Origin of the sequence: Amycolatopsis sp. (assembly GCF_025464955.1) — a bacterium.
In the GTDB taxonomy this organism is placed as follows: Bacteria; Actinomycetota; Actinomycetes; order Mycobacteriales; family Pseudonocardiaceae; genus Amycolatopsis.
This window is the reverse complement of record NZ_JAODNM010000008.1, coordinates 28,057-42,701: the sequence shown is the minus strand read 5'-3', so window position 1 is coordinate 42,701 and position 14,645 is coordinate 28,057. Positions and strand designations below refer to the sequence as shown.

Sequence of the window (14,645 nt, the reverse complement as noted above, 5' to 3'; positions counted from 1 at the left end):
GGACGGTAACTACCATGGCACAACGAAACGCGGTGGCCGCCATCGTCGGCCCAGGCAACATAGGCACCGACCTGCTCGCGAAGCTCCGGCGCAGCGACCACGTCGATGTGCGGTACATGGTCGGGGTCGACCCGGCGTCCGACGGACTGGCCAGGGCCGCGGCCCTCGGCGTCGAGACCTCGGCGAACGGGGTCGACTGGCTGCTCTCCCGCCCCGAGCTCCCGGACCTGGTGTTCGAGGCGACGTCGGCGAAGGCCCACCTGGCCAACGCGCCCCGCTACGCCGAAGCCGGGATCACCGCCATCGACCTGACCCCCGCGGCGATCGGGCCTTACACCTGCCCGGCGGTCAACCTGCGCGAGCATGTCGACGCGACCAACGTCAACATGATCACCTGCGGGGGCCAGGCCACCATCCCCATCGTGCACGCGGTCTCCCGGGTCACCCCGGTGTCCTACGCCGAGATCGTCGCCTCCATCTCGTCGCGCTCGGCCGGCCCCGGAACCCGGGGGAACATCGACGAGTTCACCGAGACCACCTCGCACGCGATCGAGCACGTCGGCGGCGCGGTGAAAGGCCGCGCGATCATCATCATCAACCCGGTCGACCCGCCGATGATCATGCGCGACACCGTGTTCTGCGCGATCGGCTCCGATGCCGACCGCGACGCGATCACCGAGTCGATCCATCGCATGGTCTCCGACGTCCAGGTCTACGTGCCGGGTTACACGCTCAAAGCCGACCCGCAGTACGACGACCCGCGGCCCGGCTGGGCAGGTTGCGCCCGCGTAGCGGTCTTCCTCGAGGTCGCGGGCAACGGCGACTACCTGCCGAGGTACGCCGGCAACCTCGACATCATGACGGCCGCCGCCGCCCGCGTCGGCGAACTCCTCGCTCAGCAGAAAGCGGTGACGGTATGACCACCTGGGACGACGTCCACCGCGAGGTCCGCCTCGTCGACACCACCCTGCGCGACGGCAGCCACGCGATGGCCCACCAGTTCACCGAACGGCAAGTCCGCGACACGGTCCGCGCGCTGGACACCGCCGGGGTGTCGCTGATCGAGGTGACCCACGGCGACGGCCTCGGCGGCTCGACCTTCAACTACGGCTTTTCCCTGGTCGACGAACGTAAGCTCATCGCCGCGGCAGTCGACGAGGCAGAGCGCGCGAAGATCGCCGTCCTGCTGCTGCCGGGACTCGGTACCGTCACCGATCTGAAGGCCGCGGCCGATCTCGGCGCGGGAGCAGTACGGATCGCGACCCACTGCACCGAGGCGGACGTGTCGATCCAGCATTTCGGGAAAGCACGCGAGCTCGGGCTGGAAACGGTCGGCTTCCTCATGCTCTCCCACATGTCCACGCCGGAAGCCCTGGCCAAACAGGGGCGGATCATGGTCGACGCCGGCTGCCAATGTGTCTACGTAGTGGACTCCGCTGGTGCGCTCGTGTTGGAGGAGACCTCCGACCGGGTCGCCGCGCTGGTCACGGAGTTCGGCGACCAGGCCCAGGTCGGCTACCACGGACACCAGAACCTCAGCTTCGGTGTCGCCAACTCGGTTCTCGCCTATCGCGCGGGGGCCCGCCAGATCGACGGATCACTCGTCGCGCTTGGCGCGGGCGCCGGAAACTCCCCGACAGAAGTACTGAGCGCGGTCTTCGACAAACTCGGCATCACCACCGGAGTCGACAAGGACGTGTTGCTCGACGCCGCCGAGAACATCGTGAAGCCCTACATCACGCGGCTGCCGGTCATGGATCGATCCTCGATCGTGCAGGGCTTCGCCGGGGTGTACTCGAGCTTCCTGCTGCACGCCGAACGCGCCGGCGAACGCTACGGCGTCCCCGCGCACGAGATCCTCTACCGGGTCGGCAAGGCCAAGTACGTCGGCGGCCAGGAAGACATGATCATCGACATCGCGCTCCAGCTGGTGAACGAAAAAACCACCGCGTAGTTCGACAGGGCAGGGCGGGGACGTCGTTTCGGGTTCCGGTCTACGGCAGCAAGGACTGGGGCGGCCGGCGCACGTCGACTGGATCAGAGGCCCGCGTCCGTGGGGCTGGTGGTGTCAGTGTGACTGCTGGGGTTGGCCGGTCGGGTACCGTTGTGTACGAAACGTCCCCCGATACAAATGATTTGTACTCAACGTCCCCCGAGTCACTCGCGCGCGAGCCGCAACGCCACAACAGCACCCACCGCCCCATCAGCCGCCCGGGAGGGTCACGGATCCGAGGTGCGAAAAATGCGCGGCGACGTGGCCTCCGGCGGGAACCGGGACGGCGTCGGTCATGCCTCCGGTGAGCACGATCCAGCCGGCTTCGATGCTCAGCCCGCGCTCGGCAAGAACATTCGCGGCCAGCGCGAGCGCTTCCGCGGGATGTCCTTGTACGGCAGCGCCGGTGGCGGTGTCCACGATCTGGCCGTCGACCTCCAGCAACGCCGCCTCGAGCGACAGGTCGAGTTCGTGCGCGGACTTCCCCACCGGGCCGAGGACGAACCGGGCTGAGGAAGCGTTGTCCGCCACGACGTCGGGCAGGGTGAACTTGAAGTCCCGATAGCGGCTGTCGATCACCTCGATGCCGCCGTGGACACGGGCCACCGCGCGCATCGCCGAGGCCGCCGTGACGCCGGGCCCGGCGAGGCGGTCTCCCATGACGAAGACGATCTCCGGTTCCGCCCTCGGATGAATGAGCTCGGTGCGGGGAACCGGGTCGCCGGCGGGCAGCACCATGGCATCGGTCAGCCAGGCCACCAGAGGTGAGTCGATGCCCATGCGCTGCTGCTTTGCCCGGGAGGTCAGCCCCAGCTTGACCCCGATGAGGGTTTCGCCGCGGTTCCGACGCTGCCGGAGAGCTTCGTCCTGGATCGCGTACGCCGTGCGGAGGTCCAGCTCGGGCCAGAGTTCGGTGATCGGGCCGCGAGCTGTGGCCGTACGTTCGCCGTCGAGGAGAACCGCGGCCGCGTGCCGCACATCTCCGGGCCGGATCTCGAGTACGTCGGTCATGTCGAAGCTCCTCATGCTGACAGCACGGCTGTAACGCTGCCGATTCCGGCGATGGTGGCCGACACCGTGTCCCCGCGTGCCATCGTGATGGCCTTGGTCATCGATCCCGGCATGACCACATGACCGGGTTCCAACGCGACGCCCAGCGGGCCGATGGTGTTGGCCAGCCACACCAGCGCGTTGAGCGGAGACCCGAGTACCGCGCCACCGGCGCCGGTCTCGGCCACCTCGCCGTTGCGGTAGAGCACGCACCCGGCCAGGCGCAGCTCGACGTCGGCCAACCGGGCGGGCGTGCCGCCCAGGATGACGCCGCCCGAGGACGCGTTGTCGGCGATGGTGTCGACGATGGAGATCTTCCAGTCCTGGATACGGGAGTCCACGATCTCCAGTGCGGGCAGCACGAACTCGACCGCGCGCACGGCATCGGCAATCGTGACCCCGGGACCTTCCAGCCGACGGCCCAGTACAAAAGCGATCTCCGGTTCGATCTTCGGCTGGATGAACGTCTCCGCCGGAATCGGCTGATGTTCGAGATGGAACATCGATCCGGTCAAATGTCCGTAATCGGGCTGGTTCACCCCGAGCTGCCGCTGCATTGCCGCCGACGCGAGTCCCACCTTGTGCCCGCGGATCACCGCACCTGCGGAAACCCAACTACGGACCTGTTCCTGCTGGATTCGGTAGGAGTCCTCGAGCGTGGCTTCCGGGTAGGTCTCGATCAGGGGGGCGATCGGCTTGCCGGTTTCGTAGGCGTCCAGCAGGCCGGCCGCCGCCGCACGAACTGCGTCTGGGTTCACCGATCGTCCTCTCCAGTGGCACTTGCTGCTCCCACTGTCGGTCGTCTGGATCAAGTGCGCAAGCAGCGCGTGCCACTGAACGGAACGGCACGGGCTAAAGCCAGGGCCCGAGCTCGGGGAACGCACTGTCGCCCGATGCCAGTCCTCGCACGCCGCGACCGGTCACCCAACGGGCGAGATCCGCGGGGTCACCCGACACGATCACCATCGGACCGGCGCCGGCGATATGCCAGGAACCGCCGTCCGCGGACCGCAGCTCCACTTCCCTCCCCTTCCCGCGAGCTGAGCGCACTGCCGTCACATCGGCGAGCAACTCCGTCACGAGGTCGGCCGGGAAGTCCTCGAACCCGACACCCACGTTGAGGTCGACGGCGTGGATCCAGACCTCACGAGTGCGCATCCACGGGATCTCCGTCGCCGCGACCGTGCGCCCCTGCGCGGTGGACACCGGATTGCCCCACATCGCCGGGGACAGCGCGTCCATCCCGGCGTCCAGCAGCGTGACGGCGTCGTGCAGCCAGTCACGAATCAGCGGGGGAAGAAGTCGGGCGCCTTGCTCGATGTCGTTCTCGCGCTGCTCGGTCGAGGAGTACATCGGTGTGGGCTCACCCGTCGCGGCCCAGCGGGTGAGGCGGTGCAAGGCTTCGGCGTTGGCCGCCAGGTGCGCCACCAGATGACGGCGTGACCAGCCGGGGAGCCCGCTCGCCTGGTCGAACGCGTCGTCGTCGAACCGCGCGACGTTGTCCAGGATCACGGCGGTGCCCTGATCCAGCCATCCGCGAGAGCGGGGATGCCTGTCGGTGTTCATGCCGTGACAGCCGTGTTCTCGAGCCTGCCGATCCCGCTGATCTCGGTCACCAGCAGAGAACCGGCCTCGAGGTAGCGCGGCGGCTTGCGCGCGTGGCCGACACCGCCGGGAGTCCCGGTGGCGATGACGTCGCCAGGGTTGAGGGTGAGGATCGTCGAGATGTACCGCACGAGCGCGACCGGACCGAACACGAGGTCGCCGGTCGACGCCTTCTGCACCAGTTCGCCGTCGACCGTGCAGCTCAGTTCGAGTGCGGGAGCGGTGCCGCCGGGCAGCTCGTCCGGGGTCACCAGAACCGGCCCGAGCGGGGTGGTCGCCTCGAACGTCTTGCCCTGCAACCACTCCGGGGAGCGGAACTGCCAGTCGCGCATGGTGACGTCGTTGAGCACGCTGAACCCGGCGATCGCCGCGGCGGCCTGCGATTCGGTGGCGCGGCGCACCTTCGCCCCGATCACGATCGCCAGCTCGGCCTCCCAGTCCACCGCTTCGGACTCGGGCGCGAGCTGGATGGCGTCACGAGGTCCGATCAGCGCTTCGGCGAACTTCGCGAACAGCGCAGGATGCCGCGGCAACTCCCGGCCCATTTCGAGGATGTGATTGCGGTAGTTCAAACCCACGCAAAGGATCTTGCCGGGCTTGGGGACTACCGGGGCGAAGTCCGCGTCCACCAGGGAGTGAATCGGCGTTCCCGCGCCGGCCGCCGTCCGCCAGCCGTCGCGGGCGAGCAGTTCCCCGACATCGACGGCGTCGAGTTCGACGTAACGGTCGCCATCAATGCGGACCGCGCGGGTGCCGTCACCGGTGCGGAGCGTCGCGAGCCTCATCGTTGCTGTCCTTTCACCTGTACACGGTCCTGACGCAGAGCCTCGAAAATGGGCGCGTCACTGAAACGGAAGAGGTTGAGTTCGGTCTCGGCCTCCAGTGTGACCGGCACCCACGACGGCACCACGAACAGGTCGCCGTGACCCACCTGCCACTCGCGTTCGCCGAGGCGAACGGTGCCACGCCCGGAGAACACCTGCCAGACCGCGGAACCCACCTCCTGCCGGGTCGCGGTCACCGTGCCCGCGCGCAGCCGGTGAAACTCCGCCCGCAGCGTCGCCATGACGTCCCCGCCAGTGGTCGGGTTGCTGTAGCGCACGGCGGCGTGACCCGGTTCGACGACGCCAGGGTGACCTTCGGCTTCCAGGTCGAGCTGCTCGGTCAGCGCGGCGTCAGTGTGTTCCCACCGATAGGCGGCAATCGGCGAGTTCGTCAGCTGCGCAGTCTGCGACACCGGCCGCAGGCCCGGGTGCGCCCAGAGCCGTTCCGCGCGCGACCGGTCCGGAGTGGACACATCACTGACGGCGTCGGCACCGAACTCAAAAAACGCGGAGCCGGTGTAGTGCACGAACGGGATGTCCAGCCCGTCGAGCCACGCCATCGGCTGGTCGCCGGTGTTGTGGTGGCCATGGAAGTTCCAGCCGGGGGTGAGCAGGAAGTCCCCGCGCCGCATTGCCACCGGGTCGCCGTTGACGACAGTCCACACACCCTCGCCCTCGACGACGAACCGGAACGCGTTCTGGGTATGGCGGTGTTCGGGCGCGACCTCACGCGGACCGAGATACTGGATGGCGGCCCACAGCGTCGGCGTGGCATACGGCGCGCCGCCGAGGCCCGGGTTGGCCAGCGCGATCGCGCGCCGCTCGCCGCCGCGTCCGACAGGTACCAGCTCACCGGCGCGTTCAGCCAGTGGCAGCAACGTGTTCCACCGCCACGCGTGCGGTTGTGCGGCCGGGGTGGGGTGCAGCGGCATGAGGTCGCCGATTTCCGTCCACAATGGAACGAGCCGCTCCTGCTCGAAGCCCCGATAGAGCTCGTCAAGTTCACGTGACGCCAACGGCGTGGCGTCAGTCGTCGATGTGGTCATGAGAAAAGCCTAGGCACTTTCCGCATGGAAGGATCTATCATTCTGGTGTGAAGAACAAACCCGCATACGCCATCGAGTCCGTCGACCACGCCCTGCATCTGGCCACCGTGCTGCAGCAGGAAGGAGCCATCGGGGTCACCGAGGCTGCGTCGCTGCTGGGCGTCTCGCGGTCGACCGCGCACCGGCTGCTGGCGATGCTGGTCTACCGCGACTTCGCCAAGCAGGAGCCGGATCGCCAGTACCACGCCGGCCCGGTGCTGCGCCTCGGCGACGCCGCGACGACAGCCGCTCCGATCGCGGAGTTGCGGCGCGCCGCGCTCCCGCACATGCGGGCGCTGGTGAACCGGGTCGGCGAGACGGCCAACCTGCAGGTGCGCGCCGGAGGGCAGACGCGGTTCATCGCCAACGTCGAGTGCGAGCAGATCCTCCGGGTCGGCGACCGGGCCGGACGCGCGCTGCCGGCGCACCGGTCTTCCGGCGGAAAGGCGCTGCTCGCGGCGCTGCCGCCGGCGGAGCTGGCCGAGCTCTACCCGGACGCGGAGTCGGACGACCCGAACCCGGCCAAGCTGCGCCGCGAGCTGGCGCTGATCCGCAAACGCGGGTTCGCCATCAACAACCAGCTCACCGAAACGGGCGTCACCGCGATCGGTGTCGTCGTGCCGGACACCGAGGGCATCCCGTCGGCCGCACTCGCGCTGGCCATCCCGACCGCCCGCTTCGACCGGGATCAGCTGCCCACCTGGGTCGGCGCGCTCTCGTCCACCGCCACCGCCATCGCCCACGACCTCTACTGAGCTGCCGGCACCCCTCCGCTTATCGGCAACGATTTCCATGAGCTTTCACGCATAAGATTGAAACGGAAATCATATTCATTTACTGTCCGGGCGATGAGAGGGCGGACAACCCGCGCCCCGAATGAGGAGATTGTCCGAGATGAAGTTCCAGTTCGCCGTAGGTATCGCACTGGCCGCCGTCGCCGTGACCGCTGTCACCGGCTGTTCGACGTCGTCGCCGGCGGCCGCGGCCGGCACACCGAACGGCTCGACCACCAAGATCCCGGTCGTGGCGGCGGAGAACTTCTGGGGAAGCATCGCCGGCCAGCTCGGTGGTGACCACACGAGCGTGACCAGCGTGATCACCAACCCCGACACCGACCCGCACGCCTACGAACCGACCCCCGCCGACGGCCGGACGATGGCGGGCGCGCAGTACGCGATCGTCAACGGCGTCGGCTACGACCCGTGGGCCCCGAAGCTTCTCGCCGCCAACGCCAACCCCGCGCGCACCGTCCTCACCGTCGGGGATCTGGTGGGGGTCTCCGGCGGGGGCAACCCGCACCGCTGGTACTCCCCCGACGACGTGCGCAAGGTGATCGACCAGATCACCGCGGACTACCAGAGGATCGACCCGGCGGATTCCGCCTACTTCGCCCAGCAGAAGGCAAACTTCGAAACGCAGGGGCTCGCGGAGTACACCAGGCTGATCACCGACATCAAGACGAAGTACGCCGGCACCCCGATCGGCGCGTCCGAGTCCATCGTCACCCCGCTCGCCGAGGGCCTCGGGCTCACCATGCTGACGCCCGAGACCTTCCTCGACGCGATCAGCGAAGGCAGCGATCCCACCGCGGCGGACAAGGCCACCATCGACACCCAGATCAAGAACAAGCAGCTCAAGATCTACGTCTACAACAGCCAGAACTCCACCCCGGACGTCCAGGCCCAGGTGAACGCCGCGAAGGCGGCCGGGATCCCGGTCGCGACCGTGACCGAGACGCTCGTGCCGTCGAACGCGACCTTCCAGGAATGGCAGGCGAAGCAGCTCCAGGGCATCGAGCAGGCGCTCGCCCAGGCCACCGGCAAATAGCCGAGATGGTCCTCAAGCCACACAACGGCGTCCGGGTGACGGCGGGACAGATCCCGCCGTCGCCCGTGCTCACCCTGTCCGGCGCGGCCGTGCGAGTCGGCGGCCGCACCCTCTGGAGCGGGGTGGACCTGTCCGTCGCGCCCGGCGAGTTCGTCTCGGTACTGGGCCCGAACGGGGTCGGCAAGTCGACACTGATCAAGGCCGTGCTCGGGCTCATCCCCGCCGCCGGGGAGATCTCCGTGCTCGGCCTGCCCGCCGGCCGCGCGAACCATCGCGTCGGCTACCTCCCGCAACGCCGCAGCTTCGACTCGTCGTTGCGCGTCCGGGGCCTCGACGTCGTCCGGCTGGGCTGGGACGGCGACCGGTGGGGCATCCCGCTTCCGCTGTCCGGCCGCTTCAGCGCCCGCCGCAGAGCGGCGAACACCCGAATCGCCGAGGTGATCGAACTGGTCGGCGCCTCCGCCTACGCACAGCGTCCGATCGGGCAGCTCTCCGGAGGGGAACAGCAGCGGCTGCTGATCGCGCAGGCCCTCGTGCGCAGCCCCGCACTACTGCTGCTCGACGAGCCGTTGGACAGCCTCGACCTGCCCAACCAGAGCGCGGTCGCGGGCCTGATCGACCGCATCTGCCGCGAGGAGAACGTCAGCGTCGTCATGGTCGCGCACGACGTCAACCCGATCCTGGGCTACGTCGACAAGGTCGTCTACCTCGCCCACGGCCGGGCGGTCGCGGGCACGCCCGCCGAGGTCATCACCGACCGGACACTGTCCGATCTGTATGGCACGCCGATCGAGGTGCTGCGGACCTCCGACGGACGCCTGGTCGTCGTCGGCTCGCCCGAGGCTCCGTCGCGCCACACCGACGCGCACCCGGCCGGTCGCTGATGGCGCCTGTCGGACCTAGCTGGAACCTTGTCACCGATCTCCGAGAACTGTGGTCCTTTCCGTTCATGGTCAACGCTTTCCGGGCCGGCACCATCATCGCCGTGGCTTCGGCGGTGATGGGCTGGTTCATGGTGCTGCGCAGGCAGACCTTCGCCGCGCACACCCTCGCCGTCGTCGGCTTCCCCGGCGCTGCCGGCGCCACGCTGATCGGGATCAGCGCGACCTACGGCTACTTCGGGTTCTGCGTGGCCGCGGCGCTGGTCATTGCCGCGATTCCCCGTGGCGGCAGCGAAAGCTACGGACACGAGTCCGCCGCGACCGGTACCGTCCAGGCGTTCGCGCTGGCGTGCGGGTTCCTGTTCATCGCGCTGTACAAGGGATTCCTCAACGGCGTCAACGCGCTACTGTTCGGCACCTTCCTGGGCATCACGGACCAGCAGGTCGTCATCCTGCTTGTGGTGACCCTGGTGGTGCTCGGCGCGATGGCGGCCATGGGCAGGCCGCTGCTGTTCGCCTCGATCGACCCGATCGTTGCCGGGGCCCGAGGCCTCCCGGTCCGGTTCCTGTCCACCGCGTTCCTGGTCGTGCTCGGCGCGGCTGTCGCCGAAGCGAGCCAGATCACCGGCACCCTGCTGGTCTTCGCTCTCCTGGTGATGCCCGCCGCGACCGCTCAGGTGCTCTCCGCACGTCCCGCGGTGAGCCTGGTGCTGTCGTTGGTGATCGCGGTCGCGGTCACCTGGCTCGGTCTCGGTGCGGCGTACTACTCCGTGTACCCCATCGGTTTCTTCGTCACGACGTTCGCCTTCGCGCTCTACGTACTGGCCCACCTCGCTCGGGTGGGCCGCAACCTGCTCGGCCGCGCACCGCTGGGAACGGCGGCATGAACCTCTTCGATCCGCTGTCGCATCCCTTTTTCGCCCACGCGCTGCTGGCGGGCGTCCCCATCGCCGCGGCCTGCGGTCTGGTCGGCTACTTCCTCGTGCTGCGCGCGCAGATCTTCACCGGGGACGCGCTCAGCCACGTCGCCTTCACCGGGGCGTTGGGGGCGCTGGCGTTCGGCGTGGACGAACGGCTCGGGCTGTTCGTCACGACCATCCTGGTCGCGGTGCTGATGGGCACGCTGGGCGCCAAGGCCGTGGCCGACGACGTCGTCATCGGGAGCATCTTCGCCTGGATCCTGGGCCTCGGCGTCTTCTTCCTCACGCTGTACACGACCAGCCGCAGCTCCGGCAATGGATCAGCCGGGGTCAACGTCCTGTTCGGCTCGATCTTCGGAATCAGCGCCGGCCAGGCACAAGCGGCCGCGGCGATCGGCGGCGTGCTGTGCCTGCTGCTCGTCGGACTGGCGCGGCCGCTGCTGTTCGCGACGATCGACCCGGCCGTCGCCGCCGCCCGCGGAGTGCCGGTCCGACTCGTCGGCCTGGTGTTCCTCGCGCTGGTCGGCGCGTGCTCGGCGGAGGCCACCCAAGCCGTCGGAGCACTGCTGTTACTCGGGCTGCTCGCTGCGCCTGCCGGTGCCGCGCAGCGCCTGACCACGCGTCCGTACGTCGCGCTCGGCTTGTCGATGCTGCTCGCGGTGTTCGACATGGTGGCCGGACTCGGGTTGAGCTACGGCGTCGCGGCGCTTCCGCCCAGCTTCGCCATTCTCGCCGTCGCCACCGGTGTGTACGTCGTAGTTCTCCTCGTCACCTCCGCCCCCGCGAAACGCTTGAACCTGACGCGGCCGTGACCTCGCACTTTGTTGGCGTGTAAGGGTTTTGCTCGGCAGAATGTTACCCAGACGAGTGATGCGCGTCGAACGAGCGTTCGACTAGTGTCGCTTTGTGGACGAAAACCAGATATCAGCGGGCACGCTTTCCGGAGGCGACCTGGCGGCCAGTGGGCGCGACAACGTAGCGCGTCGTCGCGCCCACCGATGCCGGGCCTACGCCACCGAGTACTGGTAGGGCATCGCGGCGAGTTGGTCGCCGGTCGGGCTGATTCCGACCTGGCTCAACGAGGTGCTGTCGTCGAGGTAGAGGGTGCCGGTAACGAGCGTGCCGGAAGGCGCGCTCGGGATGATTGTCAAATACAGAGTGGATGTCCGGCCCGGCTGGACCACGACCGGCGCGAAACCGTCGGTCTGGCGCCAGAGGTCGCCCGACGGCGACTGGGCGTCGGCGTCGAAGGCCTTGGTGGTGGCGGTCACCGTGAGGTCCACAGTGGACTTCGGTGCCGGGTCGGCCCCGAACGCACCGGCGGGCTGAGGGCTGACCTGCCAGTTCCCCGGGGTGATCGCGGGCGCGGTCAACGAGGCGAAGGCCTGATTGCCGTCCGCGGTGGACCCGAGGTCCGGTTCCCCGTTGTACGGCGAGGTGTCGAAGACGACCGGCCCGGTCGAGGCCGCCGACACCGCCAGCGCGGTGGTGTCGGTCGGCACGATCCACTGCGGGATCGGGGCGGTCACCGCCAGCGGCAGGGTCAAGCCCTTCGACGGTGTGACGGACGCCAGCTGCGTGGTCGTGGTCTTGTTCAGCCGCGCGTCGAGGAAGTAGGACTCGACCGCCGGTGAATCATTGTGCACCGTCACCGCGACCACCTGCGGCACGCCCGCCTTGAGTGTGCCGCTCGTCGGCAGCCCGGTGACCTTCGGCGCGACCGGGGCGAAGTCGACCTTGCCGGACAACGTGGTCGACAGCTGGTCCCCGACCACCGGGTTGGTGAACGTGATGATCACCGTCCAGCGGCCGGCGGCCGGATTCGTGGTGTGCACCCGCGATCCCGGACTGCCCACGGTGACCGGCTGCCCGTGGTTGCTGCCCACCAGCAGTTGGTTGCTGCTCTGGCCCGCGGTCTGGCCATCCGGCGCGACCAGGTACACGTAGTACGGGTCCTTCGCCTCACCGGACAGAGCCGTCGTCACGTCCAGCGCGGGCTTCCCTGCCGGCACGTCCAGGTTGTAGAAGAACGTCTGCGCCGGTGTCCCGGTACGACCGTTGCCGCCGACAACCTGGCCGCTGAACCGGCCGACCCCGTCGCTGAACGGCACGAGCGAGCGCAGTGTCATCGGGATCGAGGTCATCGGGCTGCCCGGGTTGCCCAGCACCAGCGAGGCACTGGTGTCACCAGGGTGGGCCGGCAGCGGAGCCGTGACCCTGACCTTCGCGGACTGTCCTGGAGCCAGCGTGACCTTGTTCGGCGTCACCGTCCCCAAAGGACGGTTGCCGGCGACGGACGCGCCGAAGTGCACCGCTCCGGTGAAACCGGTGACCGTGCCGGTCACGGCGACCTGGGTCGCGGACATGACCGCCGTCCACCGCCCGGGCAGGGGCGAGCCGACGTCGACATGTCCGTGGTTGCCCTGGCCTTCCGGCAAGCTGTACCCGGCCAACCTGCCCTGCGGGTCCAGCAGCGCGAGGTCGACGATCGAACGACCGCCGCCGGGATATGCGATATCCCCGTCCAGCCGGTCCGCTCCCCGTGGAACGTCGAAGGGCACCTTCACGTACGTCTTGATGTTCCCTCGTGCATCAAGGTAACCGGGGCCGGTCGCGCTGATGACAGCGTCGGTCGCGGCGATGCTCCGGCTTGCGCTCAACGTCCTGCCCGCTGCCGTCACGGTGGTCGACGTGGCGCCCGCGTTGGTCAACGTCACGCTGAACTGTTTGCTGGTCCCGGGCGCGCCGATGGCGTCCAACTGATCGGTGTCGGCGATGACGTTCGAGCCGATCGCCGTGGGCTTCGCGTCGGAGGTGGGCACGGAGCGGGCCGCCGCGACAGCGCGGTAGGCGTCGACCAACCCGGCGCCCTGCTGGGCCCCGGAGATGCCGAGGTCGTCGGAGGTGCTGGTGATCAGGTGGCTGACCAACGCGGGCGCCGGTGTGGCCCCGCCATGGGTGGCGCGGTAGGACTGGATCACCAAGGCCGCGACTCCCGCGACGAGCGGGCCCGCCTCGCTGGTGCCCCCGGAAAGTACGACACCGCTGGGCTTTCCACGATCGTCGAGACAGTCCGGCGCGATCTTCGGGTCGGCCGTGCAGATGGCCCAGTCCAGATCGCCGGGGGCGACGACGTCGATACTGCGGCCTTGCTCGGTCGACCCGCCCGAGGACAGCGAACTGATGTTGTCGCTGATCCACCCGGTCGCGCCGATATCCGAGAAGCCGCCTTCGCCGGTTTGGGCATAGGAGCGGAACGTCGTGGACGCGCCGACCGGGATGACGCCGGGCTGGGAACCGGGCGACCAGATCGTGTTGGCCAGTCCGGAGTCATAAGAGGGAACAGTGATGGTGACGCCCGCGGCCATCGCGTTCGAGTTGGCCGTCTTGATCAGGTCGGCACTGGTGTCCGGCATCGGGAACGTGCCGGCCTCCTCGTTCAACACGTTGACGTGGTCGGTACCGACGGCGTAGTCGATGGCTTGCAGGAACGCCGAGGTGGTCGTCATGTCGTTGGCGGCGTACACCTTGTACGCGGTGAGGTTCACCTGCGGCGCAACGCCTTCCAGCCGGATCCTGCACGGCTGCGAAAGGTGGTGCACGGTGTAGTCGGCGAGGTCGTAGACGCCCCGGCCCTGCGCGGCGATCATGCCGTCGTCGAGGAAGGACTCGATGTCCTCGGACTCGACGGCGCCGCCTTCCCCGGTGAAGTCGCGGTAGTCGCCGATCACGTGCGAGCCGTCCGGCCGGATCAGTTCCGGGCTGTCGACGTCGATACTGCCCGCGATGTCGCCGACGGTGACCCCGGCGCCGGTCGCACCGAGACTGCGTGCGGTCTTGGCCGCGGGATCGTCGGACACGGCGTGGATCGCCGACACCGCCTCGGGGTTCAGCTGAACGCCCCCGTCGGCGGCACAAGCGCCGGCGGGCAGGTTCGGCGCTGCCGCGGACACCTTCGCCGCGGTGGGGCGGGCCGGCGGCTTGGCGATCTTGATCAAGGCGTTCGGCACGATCCTCGCGACCCGCGGATCCCGCTGCAGGGTGGAAATCTGCTGCGGGGTAACGGTCGCCGTGATCGCGTTGACCACGCCGAGCGCATGCACGTCGCGCGCGGTCGCCAGCTCCGCTGCCACCGGAGACCGCGCGATTTCGGCAGCGCTGTGGGGGCTCGACGCACCCGGCGTTCCCGTCAGCTCCACGATCACCGATTGGTCCGGACCGCCGGCCGGAGCCGCGCTCGCCGAATCGGTGACCAGAGCCGAAGCCGTGAGCGCGGCCAGTACGGCCGCACTCCAGCGAGCACTCAAACGCATCAGGTGTCCCCTCCCAGTGGCCGCCGATTCGGCAGCACCCGATCGTCACCTGATCGGGGAGTCCCTGAATAGGTCCTATCGTCGGGATTCGGCCTTCACCCGCGACAAACTGCATACTTCGCCCAAGGGGGCAATTCGAAGCGCCCC

At 68.7% G+C, this 14,645-nt stretch carries 13 protein-coding genes; 7 read left to right on the top strand and 6 right to left on the bottom strand.

Features of this window, described 5'->3' with window-relative positions:
• Window positions 1–14: 14 nt before the first annotated feature.
• Together JWQ81_RS00940 and dmpG are read left to right on the top strand one after the other, a co-directional pair.
• Window positions 15–920 (top strand): acetaldehyde dehydrogenase (acetylating), encoded by a 906-nt coding sequence (locus JWQ81_RS00940; protein WP_297536810.1) that lies wholly within the window; start codon window positions 15–17, stop codon window positions 918–920.
• A complete protein-coding gene (gene dmpG / locus JWQ81_RS00935) occupies window positions 917–1,954 on the top strand; it encodes a 4-hydroxy-2-oxovalerate aldolase (protein ID WP_297536809.1) in 1,038 nt (345 codons plus the stop codon). The genes JWQ81_RS00940 and dmpG overlap by 4 nt, the downstream gene beginning before the upstream one ends.
• A 249-nt stretch (window positions 1,955–2,203) precedes the next feature.
• On the opposite strand, the gene JWQ81_RS00930 is transcribed toward dmpG, so the two are convergent.
• From JWQ81_RS00930 to JWQ81_RS00910, 5 genes are all read right to left on the bottom strand, one after another.
• Window positions 2,204–3,004 carry a fumarylacetoacetate hydrolase family protein gene (locus tag JWQ81_RS00930; protein ID WP_297536808.1) on the bottom strand — a complete coding sequence of 267 codons (801 nt, stop codon included), beginning with the start codon at window positions 3,002–3,004 and terminating at the stop codon, window positions 2,204–2,206.
• A gap of 11 nt (window positions 3,005–3,015) precedes the next feature.
• Window positions 3,016–3,801 (bottom strand): 2-keto-4-pentenoate hydratase, encoded by a 786-nt coding sequence (locus tag JWQ81_RS00925; protein WP_297536807.1) that lies wholly within the window; start codon window positions 3,799–3,801, stop codon window positions 3,016–3,018.
• A 94-nt stretch (window positions 3,802–3,895) separates the two neighbouring features.
• A complete protein-coding gene (locus JWQ81_RS00920; protein WP_297536806.1) occupies window positions 3,896–4,609 on the bottom strand; it encodes a maleylpyruvate isomerase family mycothiol-dependent enzyme in 714 nt (237 codons plus the stop codon).
• Entirely contained in the window at window positions 4,606–5,433 is an 828-nt protein-coding gene (locus JWQ81_RS00915; RefSeq protein WP_297536805.1) for a fumarylacetoacetate hydrolase family protein, read from the bottom strand. The genes JWQ81_RS00920 and JWQ81_RS00915 overlap by 4 nt, the downstream gene beginning before the upstream one ends.
• Entirely contained in the window at window positions 5,430–6,518 is a 1,089-nt protein-coding gene (locus JWQ81_RS00910) for a cupin domain-containing protein (protein WP_297536804.1), read from the bottom strand. Before JWQ81_RS00910 ends, JWQ81_RS00915 begins: the two co-directional genes overlap by 4 nt.
• Window positions 6,519–6,565: 47 nt before the next feature.
• Here JWQ81_RS00910 and JWQ81_RS00905 point away from each other — a divergent pair, with 47 nt between their 5' ends.
• The 5 genes from JWQ81_RS00905 (at window position 6,566) to JWQ81_RS00885 (ending at window position 10,997) form a co-directional block, all read left to right on the top strand.
• Window positions 6,566–7,312, top strand: a complete 747-nt coding sequence (locus JWQ81_RS00905; RefSeq protein WP_297536803.1) for an IclR family transcriptional regulator — start codon at window positions 6,566–6,568, stop codon at window positions 7,310–7,312.
• Between the two features lie 139 nt (window positions 7,313–7,451).
• The gene (locus tag JWQ81_RS00900; RefSeq protein ID WP_297536802.1) at window positions 7,452–8,384 is read left to right on the top strand and encodes a zinc ABC transporter substrate-binding protein; all 933 of its coding nucleotides are present in this window, start codon (window positions 7,452–7,454) and stop codon (window positions 8,382–8,384) included.
• A gap of 5 nt (window positions 8,385–8,389) precedes the next feature.
• Window positions 8,390–9,268: an ABC transporter ATP-binding protein gene (locus tag JWQ81_RS00895; protein WP_297536801.1), complete on the top strand. Its 879-nt coding sequence runs from the start codon at window positions 8,390–8,392 to the stop codon at window positions 9,266–9,268.
• Between the two features lie 65 nt (window positions 9,269–9,333).
• On the top strand, window positions 9,334–10,152 hold the full coding sequence (locus JWQ81_RS00890; RefSeq protein WP_297536800.1) for a metal ABC transporter permease: 819 nt from the start codon (window positions 9,334–9,336) through the stop codon (window positions 10,150–10,152).
• A complete protein-coding gene (locus tag JWQ81_RS00885) occupies window positions 10,149–10,997 on the top strand; it encodes a metal ABC transporter permease (RefSeq protein ID WP_297536799.1) in 849 nt (282 codons plus the stop codon). Before JWQ81_RS00890 ends, JWQ81_RS00885 begins: the two co-directional genes overlap by 4 nt.
• A gap of 195 nt (window positions 10,998–11,192) precedes the next feature.
• Here JWQ81_RS00885 and JWQ81_RS00880 read toward each other — a convergent pair whose 3' ends face one another.
• Window positions 11,193–14,498 carry a S8 family serine peptidase gene (locus JWQ81_RS00880; RefSeq protein ID WP_297536798.1) on the bottom strand — a complete coding sequence of 1,102 codons (3,306 nt, stop codon included), beginning with the start codon at window positions 14,496–14,498 and terminating at the stop codon, window positions 11,193–11,195.
• Between the last annotated feature and the right edge of the window lie 147 nt (window positions 14,499–14,645).